Source organism: Brenneria nigrifluens DSM 30175 = ATCC 13028 (assembly GCF_005484965.1).
Lineage (GTDB): Bacteria > Pseudomonadota > Gammaproteobacteria > Enterobacterales > Enterobacteriaceae > Brenneria > Brenneria nigrifluens.
Genome location: NZ_CP034036.1, coordinates 4,019,259 through 4,031,611, shown reverse-complemented (window position 1 = coordinate 4,031,611; position 12,353 = coordinate 4,019,259). Strand labels below are relative to the sequence as shown.

General features: G+C 55.6%; 14 protein-coding genes. 8 read left to right on the top strand and 6 right to left on the bottom strand.

Going from position 1 to position 12,353, the window contains the following annotated elements:
* Nucleotides 1-19: 19 nt before the first annotated feature.
* Complete coding sequence (locus EH206_RS18910) at nucleotides 20-283, bottom strand: helix-turn-helix domain-containing protein (protein ID WP_009114480.1); 264 nt, start codon at nucleotides 281-283, stop codon at nucleotides 20-22.
* A 187-nt stretch (nucleotides 284-470) separates the two neighbouring features.
* Here EH206_RS18910 and EH206_RS18905 point away from each other — a divergent pair, with 187 nt between their 5' ends.
* Together EH206_RS18905 and EH206_RS18900 are read left to right on the top strand one after the other, a co-directional pair.
* The gene (locus EH206_RS18905; RefSeq protein WP_009114479.1) at nucleotides 471-857 is read left to right on the top strand and encodes a DNA-binding protein; all 387 of its coding nucleotides are present in this window, start codon (nucleotides 471-473) and stop codon (nucleotides 855-857) included.
* A gap of 237 nt (nucleotides 858-1,094) precedes the next feature.
* Nucleotides 1,095-1,466, top strand: coding sequence for a DNA-binding protein (locus EH206_RS18900; RefSeq protein WP_040344121.1), 372 nt, complete (start codon nucleotides 1,095-1,097; stop codon nucleotides 1,464-1,466).
* Between the two features lie 23 nt (nucleotides 1,467-1,489).
* Here EH206_RS18900 and ispB read toward each other — a convergent pair whose 3' ends face one another.
* Nucleotides 1,490-2,461, bottom strand: coding sequence for an octaprenyl diphosphate synthase (gene ispB / locus EH206_RS18895; RefSeq protein ID WP_009114477.1), 972 nt, complete (start codon nucleotides 2,459-2,461; stop codon nucleotides 1,490-1,492).
* Nucleotides 2,462-2,725: 264 nt separating this feature from the next.
* Here ispB and rplU point away from each other — a divergent pair, with 264 nt between their 5' ends.
* The 4 genes from rplU to cgtA all read left to right on the top strand — a co-directional run bounded on the left by rplU (nucleotide 2,726) and on the right by cgtA (nucleotide 5,816).
* On the top strand, nucleotides 2,726-3,037 hold the full coding sequence (gene rplU, locus EH206_RS18890) for a 50S ribosomal protein L21 (protein ID WP_009114476.1): 312 nt from the start codon (nucleotides 2,726-2,728) through the stop codon (nucleotides 3,035-3,037).
* Nucleotides 3,038-3,056: 19 nt separating this feature from the next.
* Nucleotides 3,057-3,314, top strand: coding sequence for a 50S ribosomal protein L27 (rpmA, locus tag EH206_RS18885; RefSeq protein ID WP_009114475.1), 258 nt, complete (start codon nucleotides 3,057-3,059; stop codon nucleotides 3,312-3,314).
* 89 nt (nucleotides 3,315-3,403) lie between these two features.
* A complete protein-coding gene (locus tag EH206_RS18880) occupies nucleotides 3,404-4,363 on the top strand; it encodes a DMT family transporter (RefSeq protein ID WP_009114474.1) in 960 nt (319 codons plus the stop codon).
* 280 nt (nucleotides 4,364-4,643) lie between these two features.
* Nucleotides 4,644-5,816, top strand: coding sequence for an Obg family GTPase CgtA (gene cgtA / locus EH206_RS18875; protein ID WP_009114473.1), 1,173 nt, complete (start codon nucleotides 4,644-4,646; stop codon nucleotides 5,814-5,816).
* Between the two features lie 12 nt (nucleotides 5,817-5,828).
* On the opposite strand, the gene puuE is transcribed toward cgtA, so the two are convergent.
* Genes puuE through EH206_RS18860 form a run of 3 tightly spaced genes read right to left on the bottom strand, consistent with a single transcriptional unit; the run spans nucleotide 5,829 to nucleotide 8,296 of the window.
* Complete coding sequence (puuE, locus tag EH206_RS18870; RefSeq protein ID WP_009114472.1) at nucleotides 5,829-6,830, bottom strand: allantoinase PuuE; 1,002 nt, start codon at nucleotides 6,828-6,830, stop codon at nucleotides 5,829-5,831.
* Nucleotides 6,823-7,578 (bottom strand): allantoin racemase, encoded by a 756-nt coding sequence (gene hpxA / locus EH206_RS18865; RefSeq protein ID WP_009114471.1) that lies wholly within the window; start codon nucleotides 7,576-7,578, stop codon nucleotides 6,823-6,825. Before hpxA ends, puuE begins: the two co-directional genes overlap by 8 nt.
* Before the next feature lies 1 nt (nucleotide 7,579).
* Nucleotides 7,580-8,296, bottom strand: a complete 717-nt coding sequence (locus EH206_RS18860; RefSeq protein WP_009114470.1) for a GntR family transcriptional regulator — start codon at nucleotides 8,294-8,296, stop codon at nucleotides 7,580-7,582.
* Between the two features lie 145 nt (nucleotides 8,297-8,441).
* On the opposite strand from EH206_RS18860, the gene EH206_RS18855 reads away from it, so the two are divergent.
* Entirely contained in the window at nucleotides 8,442-9,941 is a 1,500-nt protein-coding gene (locus EH206_RS18855) for an NCS1 family nucleobase:cation symporter-1 (protein WP_009114469.1), read from the top strand.
* 61 nt (nucleotides 9,942-10,002) lie between these two features.
* On the opposite strand, the gene dacB is transcribed toward EH206_RS18855, so the two are convergent.
* On the bottom strand, nucleotides 10,003-11,436 hold the full coding sequence (dacB, locus tag EH206_RS18850) for a serine-type D-Ala-D-Ala carboxypeptidase (RefSeq protein ID WP_009114468.1): 1,434 nt from the start codon (nucleotides 11,434-11,436) through the stop codon (nucleotides 10,003-10,005).
* Nucleotides 11,437-11,758: 322 nt separating this feature from the next.
* Here dacB and greA point away from each other — a divergent pair, with 322 nt between their 5' ends.
* A complete protein-coding gene (gene greA / locus EH206_RS18845) occupies nucleotides 11,759-12,235 on the top strand; it encodes a transcription elongation factor GreA (protein ID WP_009114467.1) in 477 nt (158 codons plus the stop codon).
* The last annotated feature ends 118 nt before the right edge of the window (nucleotides 12,236-12,353 follow it).

The window sequence follows — 12,353 nt, the reverse complement described above, 5'->3', positions numbered from 1 at the left end:
TTACCTCCGGCTTTTTTACTTATTGGGGCCGAATAAGTTTTTTTCTGTCAATAAGCTGGTTGGTTTCCGGATCATAATATCGGCTCGGCCAGATCTCTGATGGATGGATCCCCAACGCATCGGCTATTAACCACTCCCCTTTCGGCCATGGACGCGATAGTGCATTGGCCAACGTTGATGAACTTAATCCGGCAGCACGTGATACCGCAGCCAGCGTCGTGCCTTTTTTGCGCAAAGCGGCAATGATATCAGCGGGATGCCAGTCATGTTTCCTTAAAGTCATAATCCTTCCTTTTATTGCTATAAGACGACTGTGTATTAGTGGTATAAATAACGAATGTTAGTTATATGCCAGGCTAACGTGTTACCATTATTTGGAAATAATATAGCATCAATTTTCTATTAATTTCTCAATTAATTTCCAAATGAGTCCGTTTTTGTTAGGAATGGCACTATCAGGATGAAAGGCGATGAAAAAAGAGTGGTTTGCTACCAGCGAACTGGTTGGCATTGGCGGCCTTCCGAAAACAAGACAGGGATTGAACAAGCGTGCTCGTGAAGACGGATGGGAAAAGCGCCGTCGTAAAGGCGTTCAGGGAAGAGGGGTGGAATATTCCCTTCACAGCCTGCCCGGACCGGTGAAACAATCGTTGTTGCAGGAGAGCGAGTCTCCGGATTATGCGCCTCTGCAGCCCGCCAGCCAAGCCATCTGGATGCAGATTTACCACCAGCTTTCAGATAAAGAGAGAGATGACCTGATTGCCTACGTTCTTCGCGTCGGCGTATCGACCATGCTGTGCCAGCTTGGGCTTACGGTGACGGAAGCGCAGTCCGACGCGCCGACCGACGTCGAATAACCCGCCGTTTCGCCAGTGCCATCCGCCTTTGCCGCCATGATGGTATTTTCCCGGTGTTTCCATTATTTTTCCTTCCTCTCTTTATGCCGCCCTGTCGGCATTTATCGTAATTCCCGATCTATTATGTGAACCAATAACAGGATAAAGTTAGATGTTTAGGTAATTATGGTTTATTATTTGGAAACGATTAGGGCGGCCGGTGAAATTGCCCGGGGAATAAACAAGGGAGTGATGGGTATGGATAAAGAGTGGTTTGCAACCAATGAATTGACCGGCGTTGGCGGGTTGCCTAAAACGCCGCAAGGATTAAACAAACGGGCGCGTGAGGATGGTTGGGAGAAGCGCAGGCGCAAAGGCGTCCAGGGGCGCGGCGTCGAGTATTCCATTCGCAGTTTGCCGCAGGAAGTGAGAAAGTCGCTGTTGCTGAAAGAGCGCGCGGTAGCGGAATATCAAACCAGACAAGAACCGACGTTACTGGCGTCATGGATACATATTTTCCAGCAGCTTTCGGAAAGCGAGCAGTCCAGGCTGATTAATTTTATCCTGCGCGAAGGCGCATTGGCTATGCTGTCCCGTCTGGAAAATACCGCGGATGACCAGACGGCATAATGATTAGCTGGCAGGCAACGCGGTCAGAAATCTCGTTGCACCGCTAAATGAGCGAGGCCTTCAAGCGCCGAGCGGAAAGGGGTATCCGGTAATGGCCGTAGCGCATCAATCGCTTTATCGGCCTCTTCTTCCGCGCGTTGACGGGTATAGCTGAGCGAGCCGCACTGCTGCATGGCGGCAAGTACCGGTTCAAGCAGGTGGCGTCCGTTGCCTTCTTCTATCGCCTGACGAATCATGGCGCTCTGTTCGGCGTTGCCATGATGCATCGCATGCAGCAAAGGCAAGGTGGGTTTGCCTTCATTGAGATCGTCGCCGGTATTTTTACCCAGCGTTTTGCCGTCGGCGTTGTAATCGAGTAAATCATCAATAAGCTGGAAAGCGGTTCCCAGATAGCGGCCGTAATCCCGTAATGCTTTTTCCTGCCCGGAGGTCGCGCCGGCCAGAATCGCCGATGATTGGGCGGCGGCTTCAAACAGGCGCGCGGTTTTGCTGTAAATCACCCGCATATAGCTTTCTTCAGTGATGTTGGGATCGTTACAGTTCATCAACTGCAGCACTTCCCCTTCGGCAATCACGTTGACGGCTTCCGACATTAGCGCCAGTACGCGTAGCGACTCCAGACTGGTCATCATCTGAAAGGCGCGGGTGTAGATAAAATCGCCGACCAGTACGCTGGCGGCGTTGCCGAACGCAGCGTTGGCCGTCGCTTTACCGCGGCGCATATCGGACTCGTCCACCACGTCATCGTGCAATAGCGTGGCGGTATGAATGAATTCGATCAACGCGGCCACGGTGATGTGCTTGCGTCCCTCATAGGAGAGCGCTCTGGCGGCGAGTACCGCAATCATCGGTCTGATACGCTTACCGCCGCCGCTGATGATATAGTGGCCGAGTTGGTTAATGAGAACGACATCCGAGTTCAGTTGCTCAAGAATTATTTCATTAACGGCTGTCATGTCATGAGTGGTTAACGCTGTGATTTTTTCTAGATTCATTGTTTGCGCCAGCTAATTTCTTCAGCATTGCCGTAAATAAGATTGCTGTTTTATATCGGCATGTGATGGAACTTGTTGAGCCGATTGTACTGGAAAAATGAGAGAGATAAACGGCAGTTGATATGTTGTATTCTTTTTCTTCACATCGCTCGATTCTGCACTTGTCATCCTCAGGTTTTTTGCGTAGAATTCGCGCCCTATTGTGAATATTTATAGCGCGCTCTGGATAATCATACGTTGAGTGCGCGGAAAGCGGAGTTTTTTATGTACGCAGTTTTCCAAAGTGGTGGTAAACAACACCGAGTAAGCGAAGGTCAAACCGTTCGCTTGGAAAAGCTGGACATCGCAACCGGTGAAGCTATTGAGTTTGATCAGGTTCTGATGGTTGCCAATGGTGAAGAAATCAAAATCGGCGTTCCTTTCGTCGATGGCGGTAAGATCAAAGCTGAAGTTGTTGCTCACGGTCGCGGCGAGAAAGTTAAGATTGTTAAGTTTCGTCGTCGTAAACACTACCGTAAGCAAGCGGGCCATCGTCAGTGGTTCACTGACGTGAAAATCACCGGCATCAGCGCTTAAGATTTAGGAGAGCGGATTAATGGCACACAAGAAAGCTGGCGGTTCAACTCGTAACGGCCGTGATTCAGAAAGCAAACGCCTGGGCGTAAAACGTTTCGGCGGCGAAGCGGTATTAGCCGGCAGCATCATCGTTCGTCAGCGCGGGACCAAATTCCACGCCGGCAGCAACGTAGGCTGCGGTAAAGACCACACGCTGTTCGCTTTGTCTGACGGTAAAGTTCAGTTCGAAGTGAAAGGCCCGAAAAACCGTAAATATATCAGTATCGTTGCTGAATAATTTTTCGCGTTAGGCCTCAAGGACATAAGCCCCGCAATTCGTTGCGGGGCTTTTTACATTCCGCTTCCTGGTCCTCAGCCGAGACGAGCATGAATACTAAACAACAGACGGGCATCGGCCTCAGTCTGGCGCTGACCACGGCGATCTGCTGGGGCGCGCTGCCCATCGCCATGAAGCAGGTGCTGGTGGTGATGGAGCCGTACACCATCGTTTGGTATCGATTTCTCATCGCCTCCGTTGGGCTGGGGATGGTGTTGTTTTCACGCCGCCAATTGCCGCCGCTGCAGGTTTTCCGGCGCCCTCGGTGGTGGATTTTGTTGTTGATAGCCACCTATGGCTTACTGGGAAACTTCGTCTTTTTCAGTTCGTCGCTGCAATATCTGAGTCCGACCGCGTCTCAGGTTATCGGCCAGCTTTCACCGGTCGGCATGATGTTCGCCAGCGTACTCATCTTAAAAGAAAAGATGCGGATTACGCAGGTTATCGGCGCCGTGATGCTGGTTTGCGGACTGGTGCTGTTTTTTAACGCCAGCCTGATTGAAATTTTCACCCGCCTGACCGATTACACCCTGGGGGTGCTGCTGGGCGTTTGCGCCGCCGCGGTGTGGGTGACCTATGGCGTGGCGCAGAAGGTGCTGTTGCGCCGCCTGACGTCGCAGCAGATTCTGTTCCTGCTGTACGTGCTGTGCGTTCTGTCCATCACGCCGTTTGCCCGCCCGGCGGTTATTCTGCAACTCAACGGCTGGCAGCTTATCTGTCTGCTGTTTTGCGGCGCCAATACGCTGATAGGTTATGGCGCGCTGGCGGAGGCCATGGCGCGTTGGCAGGCCGCTCAGGTAAGCGCGGTGATTACGCTCACGCCGTTATTCACCTTGCTCTTTTCCAGCTTGCTGGCATGGGCTTGGCCAACGTTTTTTGCCGCGCCGCCGCTGAATGTTGTGGGGTATACTGGGGCGTTCGTGGTCGTTGCGGGGGCCATGTTTTCCGCTATCGGGCACCGTTTTTTCCCCGGAAGAAAGGATCCCGCTTCGGTGATGGCGCCCAAATAGGTGCGGCGCCCGGACCAGTCAGACAATAGGGAACAGCGGCGGTCCGCGACAGGCGGTTTTGACATCCCATCTGTACTGTTTATTTTTAATACAGATGAAAATATTGCGCTAAGCGGGTACAATTCGCCCCTTTGCCGGAGCAGGTTCTGGCGCGTCGATTTTTAATGGTGGTGGGTAAAAGATGCTACAGCCATTAAAATCAAAATGTTACGCCAAAAAGAGCCAATAAACAGCCTAAAACAAGTAGATATGCTCTATTGGTTTTTTGCGGAGAGAATTCATGAAGTTTGTAGATGAAGCCACCATTCTGGTGGTGGCGGGTGATGGCGGTAATGGCTGCGTAAGCTTCCGCCGTGAAAAATATATTCCCAATGGCGGCCCTGACGGCGGCGACGGCGGCGACGGCGGCGACGTCTATTTGCTGGCGGATGAAAACCTGAATACCCTGATTGACTACCGCTTTGAAAAGTCGTTCCGCGCGGAACGCGGACAAAACGGACAGAGCCGTGACTGTACCGGGAAACGCGGTAAGGACATCACCATCAAAGTGCCGGTCGGCACCAGGGTGCTGGATCAGGGAACGGGCGAAGTGCTGGGCGATATGACGCGCCATCAGCAGAAACTGATGGTCGCCAAAGGCGGCTGGCACGGACTGGGCAACTCCCGCTTTAAATCTTCCGTCAACCGCGCGCCGCGCCAGAAAACCAACGGTACGCCGGGCGAAGAGCGCGAACTGATGCTGGAACTGCTGCTGCTGGCGGATGTGGGCATGCTGGGGCTGCCCAACGCCGGTAAATCCACCTTTATCCGCGCCGTTTCGGCCGCCAAGCCGAAAGTGGCGGATTACCCGTTTACCACGCTGGTGCCAAGCCTCGGCGTGGTGCGCATGGACAGCGAACAAAGCTTTGTGGTCGCCGATATCCCCGGCTTGATTGAAGGGGCGTCTGACGGGGCCGGTTTGGGCATTCGTTTTCTGAAGCATCTGGAGCGCTGCCGCGTGCTGCTGCACCTGGTCGACCTGGCGCCGATTGACGAGTCCGATCCGGTGGAAAACGCCAAGGTGATCGTCAATGAATTGCAGCAATACAGCGCCGCGTTGGCTGAAAAACCGCGTTGGTTGGTGTTCAATAAAGTCGATTTGCTGGATAAAGCCGAAGCCGCAGCGCGCGCTAAAGAAATCGCCGCGGCGCTGGGCTGGGAAGATAAGTATTACCTGATTTCCGCCGCTAACCGCGAAGGCGTGAACGCGCTGTGCTGGGATGTGATGAACTTCCTCAAGGTTCAGCCGAAAACCATGGCCGTCGAAGAGAGCGCGCCGGAGAAAGTCGAATTCATGTGGGATGACTATCACCGTGAGCAACTGGCGGCGGCGGAAAGCGAAGCTGAAGACGACTGGGATGATGACTGGGACGACGAAGACGAGGAAGGCGTCGAAACCGTTTATCAGCGCTAACCAAGCCGGCGTTTATTCCTTGCCGCAGGAATAAACGCCCTTGCCGGTCCCGCTCTCAGCTTTGGGCGCGGGATGATGCGTAATCCAGTGGTCGGCGATCTCCTGACGGGTGCAGATCCACACCTTTTCATGCCGCTGGATATAATCCAGAAAACGCTGCAGGGCGCGAAAACGTCCCGGGCGCCCCAACAGCCGGCAGTGCATTCCGACCGACATCATTTTCGGTACGCTTTCTCCCTCTTCATACAGCACGTCGAAACTGTCTTTCAGATAGGTATAAAACTGCTCCGCGGTGTTGAATCCCTGCGGCGTGGCGAAACGCATATCGTTGGTTTCCAGCGTATAGGGAATAATCAGATGCGGTTTGCGACGGCCGTCCCGGCAGGCAACGCGGGTCCAGAACGGCAGGTCGTCGCCGTAGTAGTCGCTGTCATAGCTGAAGCCGCCCTGTTCGACCACCAGCCTGCGGGTGTTGGGGCTGTCGCGGCCGGTATACCAGCCTGTCGGCGCAAGGCCGAACAGGTCGGTAAAGATATCGATCGCTTTTTGCATATGCCGGCGCTCGGTTTCCTCATCCATGCCCTGATAGTGGATCCAGCGCCAGCCGTGGCTGACCACGTCGTAGCCGGCCGCTTTTATCGCCGCCACAATTTCCGGGTGGCGCGCCAGCGCCATGGCGACGCCGAACACCGTCAGCGGTAAACCGCGCTTGACGAATTCGTTATGAATGCGCCAGAAGCCGGCGCGGGAACCGTATTCGTACAGCGAGTCCATCGACATATGGCGATCCGGGTAGCTGGCGGCGCCGATGATATCGGAAAGAAACTGTTCGGAACCGGCGTCGCCGTGTAATACGTTATTCTCCGCGCCCTCTTCGTAGTTCAGCACGAACTGCACGGCGATGCGTGCGCCTCCTGGCCAGGCGGCATGGGGCGGTTGGCCCGCATAGCCGCGCAGGTCGCGCGGGTAGTCGCGGTTAAAATCGTAGGTTTCTTCTGCCGTCTGGTTATTCATGATTATCGTCCTGATTCAGAGAGCTAAAAGCGCCGGTCAGCGTTTTTCGGCGCGGCGACGCCAAATCGCCGTGTTTACTGGTGGACAGCCCCAGCGCCAGCAGCGACTCGACCATCTTGACCGCGGCGCCTACGCCGTCAATCACCGGCATACGCAGTTCGTACGTCAGTTCCCGCGCCAGATCGGCCATGCCGCCGCAGCCCAGCACGATGGCGCCGCTGCCGTCCTGCCGTTTTGCCTGTATACAATATTCGCGCACTTTCTGCTGCGCATAACCGCTGCCGTCTTCCAGCGCCAACACCGGCAGGTCGATGGCGTGCAGCGCCGCGCAGTGGTGTTCGAAGCCATATTGCCTGAGCAGGTGACGGGCGATGATCAAGGTGCGCGGCAGCGTCGTGACGATGGAAAAGCGGGTGGCGACCAGAGTGGCCATATGCATCGCCGCTTCCGCAATGCCGACCACCGGCCCCTGAGCCAGTTCCCGCGCCGCAAGCAGACCGGGATCGCCAAAGCAGGCGATAACGTGACCGCTGACGCCCTGCGCCCGTCCGGCTTTGATCTGTTCCAGCACGCCGACCGCGGCGACGGCCTCGTCAAAGTGGCTTTCAATCGAGGGCACGCCCTGGGCTGGCGACACCGCGACGATCTCGCTGTTCGGCGATGCGGCAGCCCGAGCGGCGCGGGCGATGGTTTCGGTCATCGGTAGGCTGGTGTTGGGGTTGATGACCTGGATAAGGTGTTTTTCCATGCTAACGATCCCGTAGATTGGCAAACAGGCGGGCGAAATCCGGCAGCGTTTCGCCGCTGCGCTCAAAATGCAGCGTGGCGAGGATATGTTCAAAGTGGTGGCGCAGCGCCTCGGTCAGCGGCTGTAGCGCCTTTTCCCGCAATAGGACGATCAGACGATCGTGATCGTCGCAGCGGCAGCCCTGTTGCCAGGGAACGCCATAGGCGGCGACCACCAGCGAAGAGCGCTGGCTCAGGCGCGTGACCATTTCCGTCAGCACCTGATTGCCGGAAATCGCCTGCAACTGAATATGAAAGGCGGCGGAGAGGCGGATGGCCGCCGGTCCGTCGAGGTCGTGATGCGCCTGCTGTTCCTGCCGGTTCAGCTTCTCCAGCGCCACCAGATGCGTTGACTGGCAGTGGGCGATAACCGCGGGGAGATTGGCGCATTCAATCAGCGACCGAGTGTGGAAAATATCCCGCGCTTCTTCCACGCCGGGCGTGGCGACCTGCGCACCACGTTTGGGCGTCAGGGTGATCATTTGCACTGCCGCGAGGCGTTGCAGCACTTTACGGATGCCGGTACGGCTCACGCCAAACACCTCGGAGAGCGCCTCTTCCGGCAGCTTGCTGCCCGGCGGCAATTGATGTTCCACGATGGCGGCCATCAACGCCTGATAGATGGGTTCGTCTTTATCATTCAAGTCGGAGGCCGCTTTCAGGCCAATTTCGCTCTTCATTACCTACTCCGGTAAACGCCAATGCATGTGTGAATCGTATACATTAAAAATAGTTTTTGTATACAAAAAGATTAATTTGGCCTGGATCCTGCAATACCCGAATTGTGTACAGGGTTACTTTATTAAATTCAGAGGAGCAGGTTTCATGCCAAATAGTCAACCTATCGATGCGGCGTCGGCATCCGAAGCCAACGCAAACTACAGCCCGCGGCTGTGTAATGACGATCTCGCCCCGACGCGCAATCAGAACTGGAACTGGTACAACATCTTTTCTTTCTGGATGTCCGATGTACACAGTATGGGAGGGTACGTGGTGGCGGCCAGCTTTTTCACTCTCGGACTGGCCAGTTGGCAGGTATTGCTGTGTTTGCTGCTGGGAATTTGTATTGTGCAACTGTGCGCCAATCTGGTGGCCAAACCCAGCCAGATGGCAGGCGTGCCCTACGCGGTCATTTGCCGTCAGGCTTTTGGCGTCTTTGGCGCCAATATTCCCGCGGTGATCCGCGGATTGATCGCCTTTGCCTGGTACGGCATCCAAACCTATCTGGCCGCTAACGCGCTGATGCTGGTGGCGCTGAAATTCTGGCCGGCGCTGACGCCCATGACCCAGGTATCATGGCTCGGGCTATCTCAGCTTGGCTGGCTGTGCTTCGGTATTATGTGGTTATTGCAGGCGATGGTGTTCTGGCACGGCATGAGCGCCATCAAGCGCTTTATTGATATCGCCGGGCCGGCGGTATATGTGGTGATGCTGGCGCTGGCCGGCTGGATTGTATACCAGACCGGTTTTGACGGTATCTCCTTTACGCTGAGCAGCAAACAGCTGAGCGGCGGCGAACAGGCGTTCCAGATGCTGACGGCGACCGCGCTGGTGGTGTCTTACTTCTCCGGGCCGCTGCTGAATTTTGGCGATTTCGCGCGTTATGGCAAAAACATGGGGGAAATCCGTCGCGGCAACCGCTGGGGACTGCCGTTTAATTTCCTGCTGTTCTCCATCGTGACGGTGGTGATTGTTTCCGGCACCCAATCGCTGTTCGGCAAAATGATGACCGATCCGATTGAAACCGTCAGCCACGTCGGCAGCGATCTGGCGGTGGCGATTGGGCTGCTGACCATGATTATCGCCACCATCGGCATCAATATCGTGGCGAACTTCGTTTCTCCCGCATTTGACTTTTCCAACTGCTCGCCGCAGAACATCAGCTTCCGCACCGGAGGCATGATTGCCGCGGTGGGATCGGTACTGTTAACGCCGTGGAACCTGTTTAATTCTCCCGAACTGATTCACTACACGCTGGATGTGCTCGGATCTTTTATCGGTCCGCTGTTCGGCATCCTGCTGGCGGATTTTTATCTAATCAAACGCGGCCGGGTGGCGGTGGACGACCTGTTCAACGCCACGCCGCAAGGCCGCTACTGGTATCGCGGGGGCTTCAATCCGAAGGCCATCTCGGCGCTGTTGCCGTCGGTGGCGATTTGCCTGGTCATCAGCTTTATTCCGTCGCTGCACGCGGTGGCGAATTTCAGCTGGTTTATCGGCGCGGCGCTGTCGGCGGGATGCTACCGCTGGATTGCCCGTGACGAGCGGGCGGGCGCGGTCGCCGGGCGCTATCGCCGCCGGGAGATGGCGATGCAGAAAGAGTAAGACGGGCATTCGGGCGGGCGGAGTTTGATGGCGGGGGAGGCCATCAAACTCGCGATGCGATTCAGTTGTTCTGATAAATATCTTTGTATAAGCGGCTTTCAAAACGTACCAGCGGAACGCGGCGCGAACGCTGATCTTCCGGAGGAACGGCATAGCCGGACAGAAACTGTACGAAAGCCATGCGCTGGCCGCTGGCGGTGGTGATAAATCCGGCCAGATTATAAACCCCTTGCAGCGCGCCGGTTTTGGCGGAAACCTTACCGTTTACGCCCGCTTCATGCAATCCGCCCCGATACCGTAAGGTGCCGTCGTACCCGGCGAGGGGCAACATCTTAATATAATTGAGTTCGCCGTCGTGCTGGGCGATATACTGCAACGCCTGCATCATGGTCGCCGGCGATATCAGGTTATGGCGGGACAGACCGGAGCCGTCAACAACAATGCTGTTACCCAAATCGACGCCGGCCTTCTGGCGCAATACCTGGCGGACGGCATCGGCGCCGGCGCGCCAGGTGCCGGGAACCTTGAAGCGCTCATGGCCGATGGTGCGGAAAACGGTATCGGCGATCATGTTGTCGGACTTCTTCAGCATCACGGTCAGCAGGTCGCTCAGCGGCGCGGACTGGGTTTGCGCCAGTACGCTGCCCGCGGGGCCGGGCTGAGTCTGACGGCGCAGGCTGCCCTTGATGCCGATATCGGCCTGCAACAGTTCGTCTTTGACGATCGCCCCGGCATAGCTGGCGCCGTCCTGAATGGCGAAAGCCAGCGGTAGCGGATCGGCGCGTTGCGGCAGGCAGCCGGTGAGCGTAAAGCGGTTCAGCTCGCCGGGGACCACGTCCAGTTCGCAGTATTGTGCGTCAGGAGAGCCCTTGGCCAGCGTACGAACCTCGCTGATCATTTGTACCGGATAATAGGACGCGACGCGGATAAACGCGTTGTCGCCGGCGTTGGGCGCGCTATAGAGCGAAATGGAAAAACAGTTGCGGTCGACGATCGCCGCTGACGGCGGAGCGCTGAAGCATTGCGTCATATCGTTCCAGGGCCAGCCGGGCGCCTTGTCGTGGCTGGCGAAAACCGAGGTGTCGATCATGATATCCCCGGAGATTTCCCGCACGCCGCGCTTTTTCAATTCCTGCACCATGTTGCGTATTTGCTGGCGCTTCAGGGTGGGGTCGCCGCTAAAGCGGACGATCAGATTGCCGCGCAATATGCCGCTCGTCACCGGACCGTGGCTTTCCATCGTGGTGATAAAACGATAATCTGGACCCAACTGAAGGAGTGCGGCCAGCGCGGTCAGTACCTTTTGCGTGCTGGCGGGCAGCGCCATCTGTTGACTGTTAAAGGCCATTGCCGGCGTGGTGGCGCCAACCTTTTGCACCAGCAGCGCCAGATTGGCGCCATCGGGTAAATACTGGGTATGTTCTTCGACCGTCGCTGCATTGGCATGCAGAACAAAAGCGCAGGCAAGTCCGGAAATAATCGATGAAAAACGCATAATCTCAGCTAACAACAGGGTAACGTGTGGTCATACTACGGCGCAATAAGGTCTAAAGTAAACGATGACCCCCATGGAACTCTGGGTTAAAATACGTATCAAAATGCAAAATCGTTGCTGGCCTGGAAAATTTGTTCCGGGGCTGGTTACTTTTGTTTAATTGCCGCAAACGCCGGCATGTACATCCCATAGCGTTCAATCCGCCGCAAGCCAAGGTTCGGGCGGTTTGAAAGATAGAGTAGAACTCCGTCGTATTTGATTATTAACGCGTCAGGATGACGATTATTTGAGTCGTACGGATTTTTTAGAGGTATAGACAATTATGAAACAATTTCCGATGACGTTGCGTGGCGCCGAAAAATTACGCGAAGAGCTGGATTTTTTAAAGAGCGTGCGCCGGCCTGAAATTATTGCCGCGATTGCTGAAGCCCGCGAGCACGGCGACCTGAAAGAAAACGCCGAATACCACGCCGCGCGCGAACAGCAGGGCTTTTGCGAAGGGCGTATCCGCGATATTGAAGCCAAGCTTTCCAATGCGCAGGTGATTGACGTGACGAAAATGTCCGCCACCGGACGCGTCATTTTCGGCGCCACCGTCAAGGTTATCAATCTGGATACCGAAGAAGAACAGACTTACCGCATCGTTGGCGATGACGAGGCTGATTTTAAGCAGAATCTGATTTCGGTGAACTCGCCTATCGCCCGCGGTCTTATCGGCAAAGAGCCGGATGACATTGTGGTGATCCAGACGCCGGGCGGCAACGTGGAGTACGAAATCCTCAGCGTTGACTATCTGTAAACGTTGCTGTTTTGCTGATTAAAACAGCAAAGTTTGTAAAGAAAGGAAAAAGGCCGCTTGCGGCCTTTTCTCTAACGGGCAGGCGTGGCACCTTTCCGTTAAAACTGCGTATCCTGAA

Excerpts from the sequence above, each read along its gene's own strand:
- EH206_RS18910 (WP_009114480.1), bottom strand. The coding sequence starts at position 283 with ATGACTTTAAGGAAACATGACTGGCATCCCGCTGATATCATTGCCGCT.
- EH206_RS18905 (WP_009114479.1), top strand. The coding sequence starts at position 471 with ATGAAAAAAGAGTGGTTTGCTACCAGCGAACTGGTTGGCATTGGCGGC.
- EH206_RS18900 (WP_040344121.1), top strand. The coding sequence starts at position 1,095 with ATGGATAAAGAGTGGTTTGCAACCAATGAATTGACCGGCGTTGGCGGG.
- ispB (WP_009114477.1), bottom strand. The coding sequence starts at position 2,461 with ATGAATCTAGAAAAAATCACAGCGTTAACCACTCATGACATGACAGCC.
- rplU (WP_009114476.1), top strand. The coding sequence starts at position 2,726 with ATGTACGCAGTTTTCCAAAGTGGTGGTAAACAACACCGAGTAAGCGAA.
- rpmA (WP_009114475.1), top strand. The coding sequence starts at position 3,057 with ATGGCACACAAGAAAGCTGGCGGTTCAACTCGTAACGGCCGTGATTCA.
- EH206_RS18880 (WP_009114474.1), top strand. The coding sequence starts at position 3,404 with ATGAATACTAAACAACAGACGGGCATCGGCCTCAGTCTGGCGCTGACC.
- cgtA (WP_009114473.1), top strand. The coding sequence starts at position 4,644 with ATGAAGTTTGTAGATGAAGCCACCATTCTGGTGGTGGCGGGTGATGGC.
- puuE (WP_009114472.1), bottom strand. The coding sequence starts at position 6,830 with ATGAATAACCAGACGGCAGAAGAAACCTACGATTTTAACCGCGACTAC.
- hpxA (WP_009114471.1), bottom strand. The coding sequence starts at position 7,578 with ATGGAAAAACACCTTATCCAGGTCATCAACCCCAACACCAGCCTACCG.
- EH206_RS18860 (WP_009114470.1), bottom strand. The coding sequence starts at position 8,296 with ATGAAGAGCGAAATTGGCCTGAAAGCGGCCTCCGACTTGAATGATAAA.
- EH206_RS18855 (WP_009114469.1), top strand. The coding sequence starts at position 8,442 with ATGCCAAATAGTCAACCTATCGATGCGGCGTCGGCATCCGAAGCCAAC.
- dacB (WP_009114468.1), bottom strand. The coding sequence starts at position 11,436 with ATGCGTTTTTCATCGATTATTTCCGGACTTGCCTGCGCTTTTGTTCTG.
- greA (WP_009114467.1), top strand. The coding sequence starts at position 11,759 with ATGAAACAATTTCCGATGACGTTGCGTGGCGCCGAAAAATTACGCGAA.